This is a genomic window from Candidatus Nitrospira nitrosa, assembly GCF_001458735.1.
Lineage (GTDB): Bacteria > Nitrospirota > Nitrospiria > Nitrospirales > Nitrospiraceae > Nitrospira_D > Nitrospira_D nitrosa.
Genome location: NZ_CZQA01000013.1, coordinates 100,168 through 118,927, shown reverse-complemented (window position 1 = coordinate 118,927; position 18,760 = coordinate 100,168). Strand labels below are relative to the sequence as shown.

Here is an 18,760-nt window from a genome sequence, read left to right as displayed (position 1 = left end):
TTATGAGGCTGATCATGCTGACGAGACCGATAATGCAGAAATGTGCAGGAACGCTACTCTGGGGTACTGCGGCGCTTGTCATGATCGCGTGCACCCCTCGGGTGGAAGTCGCGGCGCCGGATAAGCCCATTACGATCAATCTCAATGTCAAGATCGATCATGAGATACGACTGAAAGTCGACAAGGACCTGGATCAAGTCTTGTCGAAGGACAGCGGACTGTTCTAGATATCGGAGGGGACAATGACTATGGTACGACGGTTGGCTATTGTGGTGTGTACGACGCTCCTAGGAACCGCGGTTGCTTTTTCAGCGTTTGCCTTGTCGTTGGATGAAGCGAAGGCAAAAGGGCTGGTCGGTGAAAGGCCTAACGGCTATCTAGGGGCCGTGAATCCTTCCAATACTGAAGCCCAAGCCGTCATAGCGGACGTGAATCAGAAGCGGCGACAGGCGTATGAGGATATCGCAAAACGGAACCGCACAGATCTTCGTTCAGTTGAGACCCTGGCCGGAGAAAAAGCGATTCAGAACACCAGACCTGGAAACTTTGTTGAGGGGCCAGGTGGATGGGTCAAAAAATAATCGTAGTTCGGAGGATGTTCAAAAAGGCCGCCCAGCAAGGCCGCAGCGAGCGAAATTGCGAGGTGTACGCCTCGGTACGTTGAGCTGTTGAGCGAAGCGACAACGGCGCTGGAGGATTTTTTCAACATCCTCTTAGCCATAACGGTCATTGTTCCATGGGAGTGCGGTGTTCGAATATCCACGGACTTCCCAGAACCCCTTCTCGTCTTTATCGGAAAACGTAATCTCTTTCACCCACTTCGCTCCTTTCCAGGCATACCGTTTCGGGACGATGACACGCACCGGCCCACCGTGGTCTCGGGAGAGGGGGCTGCCATTCCAATGACGGGCGAGGAGGACATCATCGTCGTTGCAAGCCTCGAGCGGGAGATTCGTCGTGTAGTCGTCGTACGACTTGAAGAGGACAAACCGGGCCAGCGACAGGGGTTTCACGACGGCGATGATATGCTTAAACGTCACGCCTTCCCAGTCGTTGTCATATCGACTCCATGACGTGACACAGTGGAAGTCCGACCGATGGGTGAGTTGGGGTTGAGCCATGAATTGCTCCCACGTCCACGTCAGAGGGGTCGTGACAAATCCTCCGATGCTCAGCCGCCATTCACTCAACGGAATTTCTGGTTTAAAGCCGAGGTCCAGCACGGGGAAGTTTTCGACGAGGTGTTGGCCTGGCGGCAATCGCTCATCTCCGGCATAAAACACTTCACGCTCTTCTCCGCCTCGCCGAGCACGAGCCCATTGTTCTTTGGTCTTTATCAGACGGTTTGATTCGTCCATGCTGGCCTCCTCACGCTAGACTACGGAAATCTTATCCGGCCTGGCAACCGATTTCTTGAAGTTGACTCTGTAAGGTTTCTTAGCATGGTGAAACGAACACCCTGTGTCGCCTATTTCATTGACAGTCAGCGGAGGAGGTCCCATGATACGCCACGAGGCCGCTATGACAACCCCAGCCTTGAATCAGCGCGAATCTGCCCATTCCAATTTAGGGAAGATCTCTATCGCAATTGTGGTGGTGCTTGCCGTTGGGGCCTTCTTCTATCTTGATCTTGGGAAATTTCTTTCCTTAACGGCCTTGAAAGAAAACCGGGATAGCTTGCTGACATTCACGGACGCTAACTTTCCCGCTGCCGTGGCGATCTTTATCGGAACCTATATCCTGGTGACAGGTCTGTCACTTCCTGGTGCAGTGATTCTGACCTTAGCCGGTGGATTTGTGTTTGGTGCGGGGTGGGCGACTCTGTTTATCAATCTGGGGGCAACCACAGGGGCAACACTGGCCTTTCTTACTGCACGATATGTTTTGCGTGATGCGGTGGAGCAGAAGTTTGGGGCTCGACTTGGCCCGTTCCAAGAGGGGTTTGCGAAGAATGCGTTCAGCTATCTCTTGACCCTACGGCTGATTCCGCTCTTTCCCTTCTTTGTCGTCAATCTGGTATCCGGACTCACACGCGTCACTGTCGGAACGTACATCCTTGCCACAGCAATCGGCATCATTCCTGGTTCGTTTGTGTACGCGTACGCAGGGCGTCAACTTGGGACGATCAATTCACTGAAAGAAATCGCCTCCCTCAATGTCATCGGCGCCTTTGTGCTCTTAGGACTGCTGGCACTGGTCCCAGTTGTGTATAAACAGTTTTCTGCAAAGTCGGTAGGAGGAAGAGCTTCTTGATTGATTATACGCAACCAAGGATACCAGGTGATGGTGTCATGCCCTTTGTCAGGCATCGTGGATATGAGTGAACACTATCAGCCGTTGATTCTTCCATACGACGAGTCGAATCAACAGCTTGTCAGCAATGTGCATCCCGCCGATTGGGTCAATCCTGAACCGACAGGTCGGTACAACATGGTAGTGGTTGGAGCAGGAACTGCCGGACTGATTACAGCCGTGGTCGCTGCAAGTCTCGGTGCCAAAGTGGCGCTGATCGAAAAGCATCTGATGGGTGGGGATTGTCTCAATGTGGGGTGTGTGCCCTCAAAAGCTCTGATTCGTGCCGCTAAGGCTTGGGCGGATCTGAGAAAAGCGACGGAGTTTGGCCTCCATATTCCCACGGGGGTGACGTACGACTTTGAGGCCGTTATGTCGCGCATGCGCAAACTGCGGGCCCGCATCAGCCTGAACGATTCTGCTCAGCGCTACACAAACCTTGGGGTCGATGTGTACATCGGGAGCGGACGTTTTCTTGGTTTTGATACGATCCAAGTGGAAGGTTCAGCCGGGGATCGGGTTCTCACGTTTGCAAGAGCCGCTGTCTGTACAGGGGCCAGAGCGGCGATCCCTACCACGCCCGGCTTACAGGGAGTCGACTATCTGACGAATGACAGTGTCTTTTCTCTCACCCAGCTCCCGCAGCGCCTAGGAGTCATTGGGGCGGGGCCGATCGGATGCGAGCTGGCGCAGGCCTTCGCACGGTTTGGAAGCCACGTCACTTTGATTGAAACGGCGCACGGGATTCTGCCCAACGAGGACCGAGATGCCGCAGAGATTGTCGAACAGCAGATGCGTCGTGATGGAATTCAGCTTCTTTGTTGCGGGAAGGGTTTGCAGGTAGAAAAGGTCGAAGGAGGAAAACGGCTGACCGTTGAGTCGCATGCCCAGCAGCACGCGGTCATTGTCGACGAGATTCTGCTCGGGGTCGGGCGAACCCCGAATGTGGAACGGATTGGATTGGAAGCAGCAGGAGTCGAGTACGATCGGAATGGAATTGTGGTGAATCGGCGCTTGCAAACGACGAATCCAAAAATTTTTGCTGCGGGTGATGTCTGCTCGCGCTACAAGTTTACCCATGTGGCTGATGCCATGGCGCAGATCGTCATTCAGAACGCCTTGTTCCCGCATCCTCTTGGTTTAGGCTATGCCAATGTCGAGTCCTTGAACATGCCCTGGTGTACGTTCACCGAACCGGAAATTGCTCATGTCGGGATGTACGAAAAAGATGCCAAGGAGAAGCGGGTCGAAGTTGAAACCTATACCTACAACCTCAGCGAAGTAGATCGGGCGATCCTGGACGGGGAAGAGGAAGGGTTTGCTCGGGTGCACATTCGAAAAGGGACCGACAAGATTCTTGGGGCGACCATCGTGGCACGTCACGCGGGGGACTTGATCAGTGAATTTGCGGTTGTCATGAAGGCAGGATTCGGGGCAAAAACGATCGCCGGTACGATCCATCCCTATCCCACGCAGGCTGAAGTGAACAAGAAAGTCGTCAATCTTTGGAGGAAAGCGCACTTTACACAGGGGACGAAGAATCTTCTGACCAAGCTGTTTGCCTGGTTGCGGCGATGATGGCACCGCATGCTGATGCGGAAGACTATCCGAGTCGCACTGATTCTGTTAACGCTCTCCATGGCCGACGCCTCCTGTCTAGTCTGGGCTCAGCTGGCGCTGGCGGAAGTGGTCGGCAGGTTTTCGGTCTCGACGATGGGAGCCGTTCTGCCGGAGGGTTGGAAGCCGCTCACCTTCAAGAAGATCCCGACCCAGACCAAGTACGAAGTCATCACTGAGAGCGGTGTCACGATGGTCAAGGCCATCAGCGAGGCCTCGGCTTCGGGTCTGACCAAAGCTGTTAGAATCGATCTGAAGGAATTTCCAATCGTACGATGGCGGTGGAAGGTCGAGAACTTGCTTCAGAAGAGCGATGCCACCAGAAAAGACAGAGAGGATTATCCGGCCAGACGCTACACCACGTTTGAATACGATCCTGATAAGGTGAGTGTTGGAAAGACACTCAAGTATAAGGCGGGCCAGGCCCTGTTTTGAGATATTCCAATCGGCGTGATCATCGATAATGCTTACATGGATTTCGTCATAATGGTGGTGGTCGAGAGCGGGTCACAAAGACTTGGCGCCTGGATTGAGGAGCCTCCGATGAGCAACGACGTGGCCATCATGACGGATACCGACAACACTAAAGAGCGAGCGGTGGCCTATTACGGGGATATTGTGTTTCTGAAGGCGTCTGATGCTCCAGTGACAAGCTCAGTCAAATAATTAGAAACAGCCAGGCAGTCCAACCTATTGAATGGAGTTCGCGAAGCCGTCTCTGGTGATTTCGGCCCGTACCCGGTCGCCGACTTTCTTCTGACCGCGTAGGTGTTTGGTTCCCCGGCTGACATACAGGTGAATCTGGTTTCCCTCGTAATCTTCGACCGTATAGACCTCGCCCTTGATGCGCGTGATCGTGCCCCCAATGGTTTTCCATGCTGGACCAGGTTGAGGAGTCGATTGACTGGGACGTGAGAGGGGATAGGCACTTTTCATGGAGTCAAGAGAGTCTGTAGAGGCCACTCCCGAGGGCGGAGCAACCGGGTTCCCCTTGTCTTGTGAGCCGGCGAAGGTGACGGATGGGGAAGTCATCGAAAGTATGATCAGACTCGCCAGGAGAATGAAAGGAATTCTCGTGTGAGATGTCCGCATCGGGTGCCTCCTCGTCAATAGCATGTGTGAACAGGGGTATTGTGCAACAACAACGGTACATGTCGAGAGAAAGTAAAAATGTTGCGTGATGAAGCTTTCGCATATTGATGCGAATTCAACGATCACAGTCTTCAAGCAACTCGGGGGATTCCCAGATTGCCCAATACTGGAAGATGTGGCCTTTTGTGAGCGGGTTATCAAGATGACCGAACCGCTGTTACTCTCTCCACTGGTTGGCACCGAAACCAGGATGTTCATCAGGATGCGGATTTGGAAAATTTTTGTTCGCGGGCTGCATATTATTCTCCACGTCGAGTTTCGCCTGCCGGTTCGCCCTCGCCTATTCTTTCAAGACGTGCGTTAACCCTATCATCCCTTTCCTTGACGGACTTATTCAGGTCTCAGCATGGTTGAACATGTGAGAGCTTGGTGGATAGCTGATGGTCGTTGATTACGAAAAGGAATCCATTTAGATACAGCATCAAATTGGATACATATGAGTTGCAATCAGCGCGAGGCAATCACCAGGCCATATTCATTCTGAAATGTCATCAGATTGTGTGTAATTAGTACCAAGCTCTATCCGCGCTAAAAACGGTTTGCATGGGTAATAGCCTGGGATCTATAGACAAGTGATACGGTCAAATCTTAGTCAATTCTTATACGATGTGACGTTTGCCCACAGACTGAACTGGTACAGTGCTGCCGTCTTGTAATGAACTACCCCACTCAATCTAAGGAGGCAGAGAATGAGCAAGAGGGCCATGGTATTTGTATGGTCATGTTTGGCCATCGCTTTCGTTCCCACGGTCGCTTCAGTGGTGAATCAGGCTCAGGCGGGCGATCCACGGATCGAATTTGAACTGACTGACGAGCCGGGTGCGTGGTTTCGCAATGCAGCTGGACCCGTAGCAGGCTTTCAGTCGATGGCGGTTGCCACACCGGGAACCGAAGTACGATTTACCGGCAAGTCGAATACCGTTCACACCAGAACCAGTCTGATTTTTCCAACCGGTGCCATCAACATGCCGTTCGACACGGCGCCGCGGAAGGGGTCAGACGAAGTGGTGCTCCATACACCGGGACTCTATGTCTTCACCTGTAAGATTCATCCATACATGTTCGGCGCGGTGATCGTGGATGATCTAGCCACGCAGGGATTGGATCTGGGCGAACAAATTTCATTGGTCACCTTCCCGTCCGGTGTAGGGGTGCCGACGACGAGCAATCTTGCGGCCAGACTGTTGCGCACGTTCTTTATTGCGACCAATCCTGGAAACTGGCTGGACTATACGGCTCCAGGCCCTTGGCGTATCACGTATCCGAACGTGAATGTTCGGGCTACCGGTGGGGCGGTCGTCAATCTAGATACCTACCTGAGTACAATGGTACCGGGGATAGAGAATGACAAGACCAAAGATGCCTTGTTCAACCCAGCCACGCAGGCGGTTGGAGAAATCTGGGTGGATACACAGTTCGAAAAGACCAGAGGAAAGAGCAAGCCGGGAACAGCCACTGCGGTGAGCGGCCAAACCTGGGTGCCGACCAGGAAGGTGGCATTGCCTCAGATCAACATGAACAATCCCCACAACATGTGGACGGATCGAAATCAGAATCTGATTTATCAGACGCAATGGTTTGATAGTAAGCTCACGGTCTTTAACCGCACGACCGGCCAATTCTTAAATAACATCTCGGTCGGGGAATCCCCCTCCCATGTGATGACGCGGGTCGACACTGATCAGCTCCACGTGGCGTTGAACGGTTCAGCGAACAACGATTCGGTGGTGGAGCTGGCTCCATTGGCCAACGGCGTTCAGCGGCGCATCAATATTGGAGCAGGCACGCCTCACGCCCACTGGATGAGCCATGACGGCAAGTTGATGCTGACGCCGAATGCCTTTACGGCGAACAGCACCCAGTACAACTTTGCGAATAACCGTATCGACGCGATCCGGCAGACTGGTAATCTCCCAATTGCGACGGGCATGACGCCGGATTCAAAGAAGGCCTATGTGGCGAGTCTTCTCGATAGCACGATCACGATCATTGATACTGCGGCACAATTGCCGATTGGGACGATCGATCTGTTGGTAAACTACAACGCGATCAGCGGCGTAATCACCGGCCCGGTCGGAGCGTTGCCGATTCAAACCCCAGTCGCGCCCAATGGAACGAGTATGGTGACGGCGAACACGCTCACAGGGACGATCCTGCTCATCGATCCGAGAACGGATACAGTTGTTAAAATGTTCGGCTGCGACCCCGGCTGCCATGGCGTGCAGTACGGGGCCAAGCAAGGCGGCGGGTACTACGCCTACGTCTCGAGCAAGTTCTCAAACAGTCTCATTATCGTTGATCCAGATCCTGATAATAACGGCAATCTGGACGATGCGAAGATTGCCGGCCGTATTCTGCTCACTGCGACCGGCGCCACCGCCACCGACGATACCATCACGAACAATCGTGGCATGGGGGGACAGGGCATTCTGACGATTCCGGTCGTCTATAATGGGTGGGTGCAGAACCTTCCGGACACATGGAAGAATCAGTTGACACCCACGCAGCGAAATCCGATTCAGTAGGCATGCATCTGTCCAGCCTGAGTATGGCTCAGGCTGGACAGCCCTCTACCGTTACAATCCCCTCAGCTTCTCATCCGCCATCGATCTTAAGTTCAGCAAACCGTTTTCCTTGAGAAGGGACTCTCTCCTGAATAGAAGAGGGGCTCCAGTGAATCTCTTTAGATACTGAATCCGTTCAGATACATAATCAAAGATTCTAGCGCTAAACGGATGAAGTGATCAGGTCTCACCAGGACGTAGAGTGGGAAAATCACATATTTGCAGGGAAACGAGGCACTCTTCTGCCCACTACTTCATCGCAAGGGTATTGAGAACAGATTTTGCTTGCCAGATTCAGAAGCGCCGAGGAGGTGTGGTGTTCCTCAATGGTGAATTGAGGGTTAAGGATGGTCTCCATGGGGCATGATTCCCCCTACGGTTGTGAGGACAATGAAATTTGCATGATGCATGTAAGAGAAAAGTAAGTATTGCATATTATTAATTAGGCGGAAATATTGATTGTGCGAAGTCGTACGTGGTATGCGTGACCGCTTTCGAAATTGGATAAGGCGGTGGACAGAGAGTGAGGGCGTCTTGTCGTTGATTCGATTGCGGTGTGGGAGGGTAGTTGGAGTGGTGAAGCGGAGGTGGGTGCCTCAAAAGAAGGTCGAGCGTATGGGGGAGAAGTTCATGGTGACTTTTTAAGGTAGGCCGGGATGCAGATAGAAAAGCCGAGTCATGTGAAGGGAAGAATTCATTTCAGTGTGTAAGTAGATCGATGGTCATCACATTAGGGAGATGTATCATGATAAAAGGTGTATCAAGTAATTGCGCGACAGTCATGAGCGTCCGCGGTTGGATAGCGTGCATCGTCGCTGCCGTGGCGCTCACGTTGTGTATGGCTGGCAACGAGTCAGTACATGCCACGACGGGAGTCGGGCCGTATGAGGTTCCACAGGTTAAAGACGGGAATAGTGATCCAACCATCGTCGAGACCTGGATTGTGGCAGACGAGGCAACTGTCAATATCGCTTCGCCTGGCAGCCCGGCAGTGATGGCGAACGGGATGACGTTTAAGAGCTGTTCAGACAAGCTGCTTAGTAACTGTACGACGCCTGGAATACCCGGTCCGGAGTTTCGGCTCAAGGTGGGAGACCGGGTCATCGTGAATTTTGTGAATAACCTCGAGAAGTCAGGTTTGGATCCAGAGGCGAATGTGTCAGGTATTCACTGGCATGGCATCGAATTGAACAATGCCAGTGACGGCACGGAAGTGACTCAACCTGCAGTGGCCCCCAAAGGGGGTAAGTTTGTCTACGATTTCATCGTCAGCCGGCCGGGGATCTTTTGGTACCATCCGCACCACCACTCGTCGACCAATCAAGTGGCAAAAGGACTCTACGGATCGATCATTGTTGAAGATAATCAGGGGTATGAGGCGCAACTTCGGAATAATGGTGTGATCCCGTCGGCAGAACAAACCAAGACGCTGGTGCTCAGCGACATCACGGTCTGCAACACTCCTGGAGCGGGGACCAACCCGGCCACATTTGATGACACGGTGCTGCCGCATGTCAGTGGCATTCAAGCGTGGGCGATCAACTACCAAAATCATATTTTGACTCAGTCTCCGCTCATTCTCTGCGAAACGTATCCACTTGATGCAAATGGAAATTTAAGGGGGGCATTCACTGCCGGAGATGTTCCGAACATTCAATCTCCGAGTTTGACTGGTTCTATGAGTGAAGGGTTTACGGTCCTGACCAACGGTGTGAAGGTGGATGCGAGGGGAGGGAGTCCTAGTGCCCCAGCTGCTTCTTCATCCAGTGTGTTGACAAATGCACTTGAGGTTAAGGCCGACCAGGGATTGCGGTTACAAATTGTGAATCCTTCGCCGGTCCGTTACATGCGCCTCCGGTTGACGACCAGCAGTGGGGAGCAGGTCAACCTGTTTCGAATCGGTGGAGAGGGAGGATTACTCGATCGGGTGGTGCTTGAGGGGGGTATGATTGGCGAGTTTGATTTTAAGTATGGGCAGGGCGAGATTTTGGTCCCGCCTGCAAGTCGTGCGGATGTGGTGGCGAAGATTCCGAGCATTAGCGGTACCGTAGCGGACGGCTCAGTCCTGACTCTCTGGACGGAGGATTTCGAGCGGGTGGCAGCCACATACTCCTGGACTCCGACCGTGCCGGTGATGCACTTGGTAATTAATGGTAGTGTGGCTACTCCATATATCATTGCCAATGGTAGCCACCTGCTTGAGAATTTGGGATCGAACGCGATGGTTAAGGTTCTCAGTACAGCACCGGATAATCTCCTTACCCCTTCCAACGGCGAAGCTGGGTCGACGAATAAAGATATCCAGCTGACGTTCTGGGCGAACAACGGTGCGTTTCAGGCGTCGATTGACGGGGTTCCGATGCCGAGAGACTTCACAGGTCTAGGTAAAGATGGTCTGGCCAGCGGCGGCAATCCTTTTTACCTTGAGTCAGCCCGTCATGCAGCGCTCTCCAATGTGATGGAGCTGACGGTGACTAATACGACGGGGGCGCACCATCCGTTTCATTTGCACGGGTTTTCGTTTCAGCCGGAGAGCCTGAACCCGCAAGCGGGTACAACCGGACCGACCTACACCTTCCCGTATCATGAGTTTCGGGACATCATGGATGTGCCTGCGAATTATACCTTTACGTTTAGGGTCTCCTTGGATGATCGACCGACTGCGAAAAAATCGAAAGGGGGAGGGTTGGGGCGGTGGCTGTTCCATTGCCACATCCTCCCTCATGCCACGTTCGGTATGATGTCGGAGCTTCACGTTCACTAGTAGAATTGATAGAAACGAAGGCCATGTGTGAGTAGTTGCTGTTCACACGTGGCAAAACCCTAAAGGAAGGCTCTATGAAAATACGACATCTCTTATTGGCTGCACTCAGTATGCTGGTGGGGTTGGGCGTAGCTGGCATGGCCCAGGCCCAATCTCCTTCTCCCGATGATCCTGTCGTCTCATTCGAAGCTGGCGACAGGCCTGGAAACTTTTTTACCTGTTCAAACACGGCCAACTCGAAATCACTCGGGTGTGTGCCAGCATCCATTGGGGGAGCTCAGCAGAGGTCTCTCGCCGTTATTGCCCCGGGAGAAACGGTGGGGTTCCCCTCGTTTAGCGGAGAAGCCAGCACGATCCATACGGCGCTGAGCTTGCTGTGGCCTCTAAAATCCGATGACACAAACCCACATGGAATGCCGTTCAAGGCGGCCATCGATTTCCTCCACCCGGCACCGGGAGGGGTGGCCACTGTGAAGTTGACGGAGCCAGGCCTGTACGTCTTCATCTGTGACATCCACGTCTACATGTTCGCAGGTGTCATCGTGGATGATCCCAATACGCCTGAAGGATTGGACCTCGGCAAAAAGATTAGGCTGGTCAATAACATTACGGTTCCGACATTCAGTGATTTAGCGGTTCGCCTGTTGCGCACCTTCTTTACCATCACGGATCCAGGGAATTGGAAAGATTACACTAAGAGCACGTGGACACCAGCTTTCCCCGCTGTGCCAGTGATTGTGTATGATAAGGATGGGAACAAGATCCCTGTGGCTGATCTCTCTGCGGTGCTTTCGATTGGGACCGTCGATCTCACAGATTCCGCAAATAAATTATTTAATCCGAAAACGGCAGGGGTGGGAGAAATCTGGGTTAATACTCAGTTTGAATTGACAGGGGGGAAGGCAAAGCCCGGTACGGCGACGGCCATCAACGGAGCGGACTGGAAACTCACGAAGAAGGTGGCACTTCCAGAGATCAATATGAACCATCCCCACAACATGTGGACGGATAGAGAGCAAAAAGTAATCTATCAGACGCAATGGTTCGACGAGCGATTGGCGGTGTTTGACAGAAAGACTGGCGCGCTCATACGTGAACTGAATGCAGGCCCCGCTCCCTCACACGTGATGACGAGGGCCAATAACGATTATGTGCATGTGGCACAGAATGGTGGTAATAACGTACGAGAATTTAATGCATTGGCGGGTGGAAATGGCGCGGGTCCGAATCAATTTATTCGTGATATTCCGATGACAAGTATACCCGTAGATAACTCCGACATTATTAACGCCACCCACCCTCATGGTCATTGGATGAGTTCGACAGGGGATGAGATGGTGACTCCCAACGAAAATGTCAATACATCGACAGTGTATAATTTCAAGGCTGGCACAATCGAGGCCACACCGAATACGGGTGCTGTCCCAATTGCCACGAGCATGATGCCGGATTCGAGTAAGTATTACGTGAGCAATTTTCTTGATAACACCATATCGGTCATGAATATGGCCAGCAACAGCAATTCAGAAATCAAGAAGATTAATTTGATTGAAAAGTACAATCCAGTAGAAGGTTGCCATAGCTCAACTAACCCAACAAGCACTCCAAATCTTGATTGTTCGTTCGTGGGTGCTTTGCCTATTCAGACGCCGGTGAATCCGGAGGGAACCAACATGGTCACGGCCAATACCCTGACTGCCACGATTACGGTCGTGGATACCAGGCCTGGTTTGCCTACAACAGATACAGTGGTGGCAACGCTACCTTGTGATCCCGGCTGCCACGGTGTGAATTACGGTGCCAAGCTAGGAGGCGGGTACTATGCCTATATCGCCAATAAGTTCAGCAACGTGATGCTCGTCGTGGATCCTGATCCCGATATGAATGGCGATCCGAGCGATGCCGCGATTGTCGGACGCGTGTTGTTAGCTGGGGCGGCCTCGGCAGTACAGGACGACACGGTGACTGGTAATCCAGGCATGGGGGGACAGGGCGTCCTGGCTGTTCCGAACGTCTATAACGGCTGGGTCCAGGAATGGGTTCAGAACTGCAAGGGCAAAGACTGCAATAGCTGGAAAAAGCAGCTGACTTCGAAGCAGAAAAATCCAGGTCCTGTGCAGTAGACCGCATATTACATCCAGCCTGGGTGGAACCCAGGCTGGATGTACGGCGAGGGATGCTGTGAGGCCGGCATAATCGGTCTCTTGGTAGACTGTCCGGTTGAAGCTCAGGTGCCCTGCAGTGGGATGGGTGAACAAACAACCTTTCGCAAACCTGGTGTGGGATACCACACATCCCACTAGGGCCTGACCGCAATCGGAGCACGACGGGCCCTGAATTTTGCCAGGATGGGAGCGAGGATTTCATGTGCTTCAGGTGAGGTGAGCGATTCTTGTAATTTCATCAGTTTCTCCTCCGTCATCGACTCTAAGCTCACCAAGGCTTCTCCCGCCCGATAGCGGACCCACCAGTGCTCATCATTGAACAAGTCGATCAACCGGTCCTCATCCTCGACGGTTCCCAACTTTCCCAGTGCCGTTGCAGCCTGCACTCGGACATACCAGGCCTCATGAGTCAGGTGTTGCCGAACTATCGGGAGATCTGCCGGATCACGAAACTCTCCGAACACGAAGAGACTCGCAGACAGCATGTTGGTGGAGCAGGCCTCATCTCGGAGGAATTGACGAAGGATCGGCAGACCGCGCTGACTTTTCGTCCCCGGCAGGTAGCGGATCAGTCGTGGGCTGATATCGGGATCTCCCTGAATGGCCGCTTGTGCAAGGACTTCAGATGCCAGGTCCCGTCCTACTGTCTGTAGCATGGAGACAATTTTGAGTGGAGACCAGTCCGCTCGTCGGCCAAGAACGGGTAAGAGCAGCGAGAGTGCAGCCTTCGGATCGATACGAAGCAGGGCTTGCGCTGCGTTAAAGGCCAAGAATGAATTGTGATGAGTCACTAAGATGCTAATCGGTGTCCAGGCTGATTGGTCCTGTAATCGCCCCAATGTGACGACTCCAAGCATCCGGTGACTCAGCTGGTGTGAATGCAGCAGCTCTTTTGCCAGATGGTGACTCCCAACTCTCTGGGCGACATGGACCAGCTGTGCGATCATCGCGTCTCCCATGGATTCATAGTGCTCGTTCCAGAGATAGAGGAAGACCACATGATCACGACGTGTCAGGGCGGGGAGTGTGTGCAGGGGCTCTTGAACATACTGTTCCAGCAACGGTTTCCAGGTGGTGATGACGCGCTGTCGTCGGTGTTGGGCCGCCAGGCGGTGTCGACGGAACAGAAGAATGGAGGTAAGAAGCAAGACAATAATGCAGCTCAGCACGACCGCACTGATATACCAGAGGTCGAGTGGAAGGTCGGTATCGATGAAGGCAAGCACGCGCTGCTCTCTCACATCGGTTGCCGTTACCAGTGGTAGATGATGCTGAAACTGGCTCCGCGTCTGGTGTACAGCGCTCCTCGGTCTTCATCATATCCGCTGATTTCCAGAGAGACCCGATCGACCACAGGCAAGACAATTCCCCCTTGGATGGTTCGACTGCTCACGCGTGTCACATCTTGCGTGGCGACAATCCGTTCGCCAGAGGTTCCAAACGAACCCGACACGAAGACTTGGAGGCGGTTGGTGGGGCGCCAGGTCAGCCGTGACGAAAGCGTGATGGCGCCGGTCTCCGGGACGTAATACAGTTTTTCTGTGAGCCAGAAGTTAAAGGGGAGGAAGACGGTGAATCCCGGACTGAGCAAGTGAATATCATCCGTTTTGTAGGACAGGTAGCGATAGCCGAGTGAGGCCTCGAGCCTCGTGAGCAGGGGATGCACAAGACCGAGGCCCTGGGTCACTTCACCCGCAAACGAATACTTGGGCGAAAAGTCTGGATTGATCGTCCCTTGTGCAGCGAGGTACCCCCAGGCTCGACGCCACAAGGGGCTGTATCCCTCCGCCGACAACACAGTGTCATGAAAGCCGAATCGGTTGATCGGTTCGACCCGGGCGATCAGGGTTTGTGCGCCGATGGATTTGGAGACCTCGAACAGGACATCTCGTTCATTTTGGATATCGCGCGAATAGGCAAACTGACCGTACCCGACCTTGAGATAGTCGCGGAATGGTAACCGAATGATTGAATCGCGTAGACCAAGTGGGGCCCGTGGTGACGCGTCGAGTGTGGCGGAGATGTCTCGCATACGTGCGGCAACCGTTTCATCACCGGTCAACTGATAGAGGCGCGCATACTGATGCGTGGCTTCCCGAGTAGCTCCACTCCAGAACAAGGTATCGGCTAACCCCTGCAAGGCCTCTCGATTCGTACTGTCCTGTTCCAGCACGGCCTGATACTGCTGGATTGCTGGGGCATACTGTTTTTGCCACGACAGCACACGTGCCAGACCGATTTGGACATCGAGATCGGAGGAATGGCGAGTGAGAATGTCGCGGTATAGCGAGGCCGCTTCATCTAACTGTCCGTCTCGTGCCAAAACGCGCGCGAGGTGTCCACGGGTGTCGTCGTCAGCCGGAGAAGCAACCAGAATCTGTTGGTACGTACTCATCGCTTGCCTGTATGCGCCACTCCGTTCCCAGGCCTGTGCCTGTGCGAGGCGCTCCGCTCTCTCCTCTGTAGTAAAAGCAGGGGCCAGGGTCGGCTGCGGATTGTCTAACGGTGGGCGCGCACGTTTGATTGAAGCGATCCGCTCGGCGATCACCGGATCCTGACCAATGGCATATGCTCTTTCGTAGTAGGAGAGGGCATCTACGACACGTTCTTCCCAAAATAGGAGATCTCCCAATCCTTGAAGCGAGTCAACATGCCGAGGGTCTTCCTGTAAGATCGCTTCATAGAGTTGTTGGGCTTCCTTCCGGTCCGTCTGCCATGAGAGCACCCGTGCCAACGCGGTTCGGACGTCGAGATCGGTTGGATGACGCCGGATAATCTCCCGGTACAGCTGTGCAGCCTCGGCATGAGACCCCTGCCACGACAATAGTCTGGCGAGTGCGGCTCGAATGTCGTCATTCTCAGGGTCTTGTCGAAGTAGGGTGCGGTAGATTTCAATAGCAGCAGGGTACTGCTGATCCTGTTCAAGCTGTTTGGCTTGCTCGAGCAACGCGCGTGATGATGACCCATCAGTAGCATGAACCGGTTGATATCCGACCGCGCAGAGCATCGAAGCAAGGATCCAGATGATCGGTAGAGGAGGACGATTCGGAGTTGATCGTCTTAAGGCTGGGTTGGTCGTCATATTATCGTGTGAGCGACAGGTAGCCGGGCAGATCATGAATCACGAGTCCTGAAAAGCTTGATTGATGAATCCGAGTGAACAGATCCGTAATCGTGCGCTGCACGTCGTGTTCTGTACGACCTGAGAATGAAATGCGCTCGGGCCGAACCGTGATTTGATGATGGATGCGAAACCACATACGGTCTTGCTCTGGTCGTTCTTGTTGTGTCGGTGCCTCCAATCGCAATATTCGTCGGATCGGATCGAGCACGCCGTCTGCCAAAGCCGTCCGGTGCTCTCGTTTCAAGATGATATGTCGTTCGGGGAGCAGGTTCGTGGTTTCCAGGGCAAGCCAGACCGGAACATGTACCAGTGCCCCGTAGCGGAGAATGTCGTCACTGATCGTCATCAGTTCGTCCACACCGGTTCGATAACTCATGACGGCGACTTCGTCCACCCGGTCCATCACCGAAAATGCGAGAGGCCGCTGCCCGTGAATGGTGGAGGAGAACCAAAAGGGAATTACGACGGAGAGTTTCGCTCGGCCTCGCAGGACAGTCGCTACTCGATCGATGGTGTCTAGATAGCGAGCAAAAATCGTGTGGTCATCGGGAAAGCCTTCTAATAGGTATGGTTCGATGTCCAACTGCACAGCAGGAGGCCCATGGTTTCCTATCAGCTCCAGTAACCGGTTCAACTTGTCGATTAAGGGCGCGGCATGGTCGATCATGTCCGGTGCTCCGTCGAGCGCCAGGAGTTCAATATCTGCCGCCTTTGCCAGAGTGAAGAGTTGGGCATAGGCCGTCCAGATCTGGTCCGCGTCGCGCAGATCGGGCAGTTGCAGCAAGATTCGTCGGCAGTGCTGCTGTCGACAAGCGGCTACCATGCTCTCTGGATCTCGTATCGCCGAGCGATAGTCCCAATACCAAAACCCAATGGCTGGAGTCGGATGAGGTTCGGACGATGGTCCTACGAACGCGAGTTCGTCGAGGATCATGTCAGTATCAGTGTCGGTTACGAGTCGAACCTGAGCAAGCTGTTGAAGGTCGACCTGTTGCGCGAGGGAGGCCAGTGGTATCTCGAGTGAGAAGTTTCCAGTAATCCGTTCGGTGACGGCGTGAGCCTGTTCTGGTTTTGTCAGCGCATCGACCAATTCGATTTGTACAGGGCTTGAGGTTGTCCCGCGTACGCGGAGCGTGCGAAATGATAACGCGTCCAAATGTTTGCCGGCCGCTTGCAGCGACCACATCACTCCGCAAGGAGCACTTCCCCGGTGATCAATCCGCACATGGAGCGGAGGGACCAGACTCCCCCAGGTTGCTTGACAAGCCTCAATAGGGTGCGAAACTCCGGCCTGAGGCAACAAGTCTAGTCGGTCTCCTGAGGGACGATGGGAAGAAAGAACAAATGAATTGGCCGTCTGTCCCCCTCGCACTATAATTTTGGGAATAGGCTGAGAGCCGGCGTACACCAATTCGATCTCCTCGACATCGGTCAGCGAACGTTCCCCGGGGATCATCCAGTCTTGGGTGAAGGCCATAGAAGGCCAGAGCCATCCTAAGATGAGGATCACCCAGGCGGCGGCCCGTCGGTGCAGCCAACTCGATGGTAAGAATTCAGGGAGCGAGCCGAAATGCATTGCGAGTCTGCCTCGAATCACGGATGACGTTGGAATCGATTTACGGTGTATCCCAGGCATTATTTCTACTGTACTTGGTGACATTGACGGGTGGGTACTTATTGCTCAATGCCATTTCTATTTTCTCGCTACGCCAGTATTTTGAAGAGCGAATGGGGGAGCATTTCCCGCAAGCGTTCACCGGGTATGAGCCGCAAATTAGCATCATTGTTCCAGCATATAACGAAGCCGCCACAATCGCGAGTTCTATTCAATCTTTGTTACAGCTCCGCTATCCCGAATTCGAAATCATCATTGTCAACGACGGCTCGAAGGACGATACCATCCATGTGCTGCGGCAAGCGTTCGAACTGAAACCATTTCCTGAAGCATATGGCCGCGATCTACCGACGCAGCCGATTCGAGCGACCTATCACTCCTCGATCTACGCCAATGTTCGTGTGATCGACAAAGAAAACGGTGGGAAAGCCGATTCACTAAATGCTGGGATTAATCTGTCGGTCTATCCATTGTTTTGCTGTATCGACGCGGATTCGGTCTTGGCCCAGGATAGTCTCTATCGCGTGGTGCAGCCGTTCTTGCTCGACCACCGTACGGTCGCCTGCGGGGGCACGATCCGTGTCGCCAATGGCTGCTCCGTTGAAGCAGGACGCGTGAAACAGGTGGGCCTACCGTCGAGCCTGTTGGCGCTTCTCCAAACCGTCGAATACCTCCGCGCGTTCTTATCCGGTCGGCAAGGATGGTCTCCGATGAATGCGATGTTGATCATCTCAGGGGCCTTTGGGTTATTTCGAAAGGAGGCGGTATTGAAAGTGGGAGGCTACCGGACGGCCACGATCGGCGAAGATATGGAACTCGTGGTGCGGCTCCATCATTATCATCGGATCAATGATCTCCCCTATCGGATTACCTATGTGCCGGATCCTGTCTGTTGGACTGAAGTACCGGAAGATTATCGCACGCTCAGGAATCAGCGTATCCGATGGCAACGCGGACTCTGCGACAGCCTCGCAGGGCACTTCGAACTCTGTTGCCATCCAAAAGGCGGCACGGTCGGCTGGCTGGCCTTTCCGTTTATGGCGGTGTTTGAGTGGTTTGGACCGGCTTTTGAGATCCTGGGCTATGTGTTGTTGCTGATTGGACTGGGATTGGGCTTGGTCTCCGTACAGGTCTGGCTTCTCTGTGTGGGGGTTGCCATTGGGCTCGGGGTCACCCTGTCCCTGAGTGCCCTGCTGATGGAAGAAATGACCTTTCATCTGTACCAGCGACCCTCGGATCTTCTCAAGCTCGTTCTGGTGTCGGTCGTGGAGAACTTTGGGTACCGGCAACTCAATTCCTACTGGAGGCTGATTGGGCTGATCCGGTGGATCCGAGGCACCAAAGCGGAATGGGGCAATATGATTCGATCAGCTTCGTGGCAATCCCAACAACCCCATCCTGAAAAGCGTTAGCTGCTATGTTCTGTTGTTACGCTCACTGGTAGGGCAGCAATTACGTAATTCAGCT

14 protein-coding genes and 1 pseudogene are annotated in these 18,760 nt (G+C 53.6%); 10 read left to right on the top strand and 5 right to left on the bottom strand.

Annotation, left to right across the window (positions count from 1 at the left end; all coding sequences use genetic code 11):
- Positions 1-32 precede the first annotated feature (32 nt).
- Positions 33-227: a YnbE family lipoprotein gene (locus COMA1_RS19210; RefSeq protein ID WP_090751150.1), complete on the top strand. Its 195-nt coding sequence runs from the start codon at positions 33-35 to the stop codon at positions 225-227.
- A gap of 15 nt (positions 228-242) precedes the next feature.
- Positions 243-581 (top strand): YdbL family probable chaperone protein, encoded by a 339-nt coding sequence (locus COMA1_RS19205; protein WP_090751149.1) that lies wholly within the window; start codon positions 243-245, stop codon positions 579-581.
- 132 nt (positions 582-713) lie between these two features.
- Here the strand turns inward: COMA1_RS19205 and COMA1_RS19200 are convergent, their stop codons facing one another.
- Positions 714-1,358, bottom strand: coding sequence for a sulfite oxidase-like oxidoreductase (locus tag COMA1_RS19200; protein WP_090751148.1), 645 nt, complete (start codon positions 1,356-1,358; stop codon positions 714-716).
- 142 nt (positions 1,359-1,500) lie between these two features.
- Here COMA1_RS19200 and COMA1_RS19195 point away from each other — a divergent pair, with 142 nt between their 5' ends.
- The 3 genes and pseudogenes from COMA1_RS19195 (at position 1,501) to COMA1_RS21695 (ending at position 4,575) form a co-directional block, all read left to right on the top strand.
- Positions 1,501-2,253, top strand: a complete 753-nt coding sequence (locus COMA1_RS19195) for a TVP38/TMEM64 family protein (RefSeq protein WP_090751147.1) — start codon at positions 1,501-1,503, stop codon at positions 2,251-2,253.
- Between the two features lie 30 nt (positions 2,254-2,283).
- Entirely contained in the window at positions 2,284-3,870 is a 1,587-nt protein-coding gene (locus tag COMA1_RS19190; protein ID WP_245631159.1) for a mercuric reductase, read from the top strand.
- A gap of 9 nt (positions 3,871-3,879) precedes the next feature.
- Positions 3,880-4,575, top strand: a pseudogene (locus COMA1_RS21695) (DUF3047 domain-containing protein).
- A 24-nt stretch (positions 4,576-4,599) separates the two neighbouring features.
- Here COMA1_RS21695 and COMA1_RS19175 read toward each other — a convergent pair.
- Positions 4,600-5,001, bottom strand: a complete 402-nt coding sequence (locus COMA1_RS19175) for a hypothetical protein (protein WP_090751144.1) — start codon at positions 4,999-5,001, stop codon at positions 4,600-4,602.
- Between the two features lie 88 nt (positions 5,002-5,089).
- Between COMA1_RS19175 and COMA1_RS19170 the strand changes: the two genes are divergently transcribed.
- From COMA1_RS19170 to COMA1_RS19155, 4 genes are all read left to right on the top strand, one after another.
- A complete protein-coding gene (locus COMA1_RS19170) occupies positions 5,090-5,365 on the top strand; it encodes a glycosyltransferase family protein (RefSeq protein ID WP_090751143.1) in 276 nt (91 codons plus the stop codon).
- Positions 5,366-5,750: 385 nt separating this feature from the next.
- Complete coding sequence (locus COMA1_RS19165; protein WP_218055433.1) at positions 5,751-7,586, top strand: hypothetical protein; 1,836 nt, start codon at positions 5,751-5,753, stop codon at positions 7,584-7,586.
- Between the two features lie 784 nt (positions 7,587-8,370).
- Complete coding sequence (locus COMA1_RS19160) at positions 8,371-10,389, top strand: multicopper oxidase family protein (protein ID WP_176698193.1); 2,019 nt, start codon at positions 8,371-8,373, stop codon at positions 10,387-10,389.
- A gap of 74 nt (positions 10,390-10,463) precedes the next feature.
- On the top strand, positions 10,464-12,512 hold the full coding sequence (locus COMA1_RS19155) for a copper oxidase (protein ID WP_176698192.1): 2,049 nt from the start codon (positions 10,464-10,466) through the stop codon (positions 12,510-12,512).
- Between the two features lie 176 nt (positions 12,513-12,688).
- Here COMA1_RS19155 and COMA1_RS19150 read toward each other — a convergent pair whose 3' ends face one another.
- From COMA1_RS19150 to COMA1_RS19140, 3 genes are read right to left on the bottom strand one after another with little or no spacing between them, the layout of a single operon-like run.
- Positions 12,689-13,780 (bottom strand): HEAT repeat domain-containing protein, encoded by a 1,092-nt coding sequence (locus COMA1_RS19150; protein ID WP_090751141.1) that lies wholly within the window; start codon positions 13,778-13,780, stop codon positions 12,689-12,691.
- A 26-nt stretch (positions 13,781-13,806) separates the two neighbouring features.
- Positions 13,807-15,636 (bottom strand): tetratricopeptide repeat protein, encoded by a 1,830-nt coding sequence (locus tag COMA1_RS19145; protein ID WP_176698191.1) that lies wholly within the window; start codon positions 15,634-15,636, stop codon positions 13,807-13,809.
- Between the two features lies 1 nt (position 15,637).
- Complete coding sequence (locus tag COMA1_RS19140) at positions 15,638-17,155, bottom strand: hypothetical protein (RefSeq protein WP_141654425.1); 1,518 nt, start codon at positions 17,153-17,155, stop codon at positions 15,638-15,640.
- Between the two features lie 122 nt (positions 17,156-17,277).
- On the opposite strand from COMA1_RS19140, the gene COMA1_RS19135 reads away from it, so the two are divergent.
- Positions 17,278-18,705 carry a glycosyltransferase family 2 protein gene (locus COMA1_RS19135; protein ID WP_090751138.1) on the top strand — a complete coding sequence of 476 codons (1,428 nt, stop codon included), beginning with the start codon at positions 17,278-17,280 and terminating at the stop codon, positions 18,703-18,705.
- Positions 18,706-18,760 lie beyond the last annotated feature (55 nt).

Excerpts from the sequence above, each read along its gene's own strand:
- COMA1_RS19165 (WP_218055433.1), top strand. The coding sequence starts at position 5,751 with ATGAGCAAGAGGGCCATGGTATTTGTATGGTCATGTTTGGCCATCGCT.
- COMA1_RS19200 (WP_090751148.1), bottom strand. The coding sequence starts at position 1,358 with ATGGACGAATCAAACCGTCTGATAAAGACCAAAGAACAATGGGCTCGT.
- COMA1_RS19190 (WP_245631159.1), top strand. The coding sequence starts at position 2,284 with ATGGTGTCATGCCCTTTGTCAGGCATCGTGGATATGAGTGAACACTAT.
- COMA1_RS19170 (WP_090751143.1), top strand. The coding sequence starts at position 5,090 with ATGAAGCTTTCGCATATTGATGCGAATTCAACGATCACAGTCTTCAAG.
- COMA1_RS19160 (WP_176698193.1), top strand. The coding sequence starts at position 8,371 with ATGATAAAAGGTGTATCAAGTAATTGCGCGACAGTCATGAGCGTCCGC.
- COMA1_RS19195 (WP_090751147.1), top strand. The coding sequence starts at position 1,501 with ATGATACGCCACGAGGCCGCTATGACAACCCCAGCCTTGAATCAGCGC.
- COMA1_RS19175 (WP_090751144.1), bottom strand. The coding sequence starts at position 5,001 with ATGCGGACATCTCACACGAGAATTCCTTTCATTCTCCTGGCGAGTCTG.
- COMA1_RS19155 (WP_176698192.1), top strand. The coding sequence starts at position 10,464 with ATGAAAATACGACATCTCTTATTGGCTGCACTCAGTATGCTGGTGGGG.
- COMA1_RS19135 (WP_090751138.1), top strand. The coding sequence starts at position 17,278 with ATGACGTTGGAATCGATTTACGGTGTATCCCAGGCATTATTTCTACTG.
- COMA1_RS19205 (WP_090751149.1), top strand. The coding sequence starts at position 243 with ATGACTATGGTACGACGGTTGGCTATTGTGGTGTGTACGACGCTCCTA.
- COMA1_RS19210 (WP_090751150.1), top strand. The coding sequence starts at position 33 with ATGCAGAAATGTGCAGGAACGCTACTCTGGGGTACTGCGGCGCTTGTC.
- COMA1_RS19140 (WP_141654425.1), bottom strand. The coding sequence starts at position 17,155 with ATGGCCTTCACCCAAGACTGGATGATCCCCGGGGAACGTTCGCTGACC.
- COMA1_RS19145 (WP_176698191.1), bottom strand. The coding sequence starts at position 15,636 with ATGACGACCAACCCAGCCTTAAGACGATCAACTCCGAATCGTCCTCCT.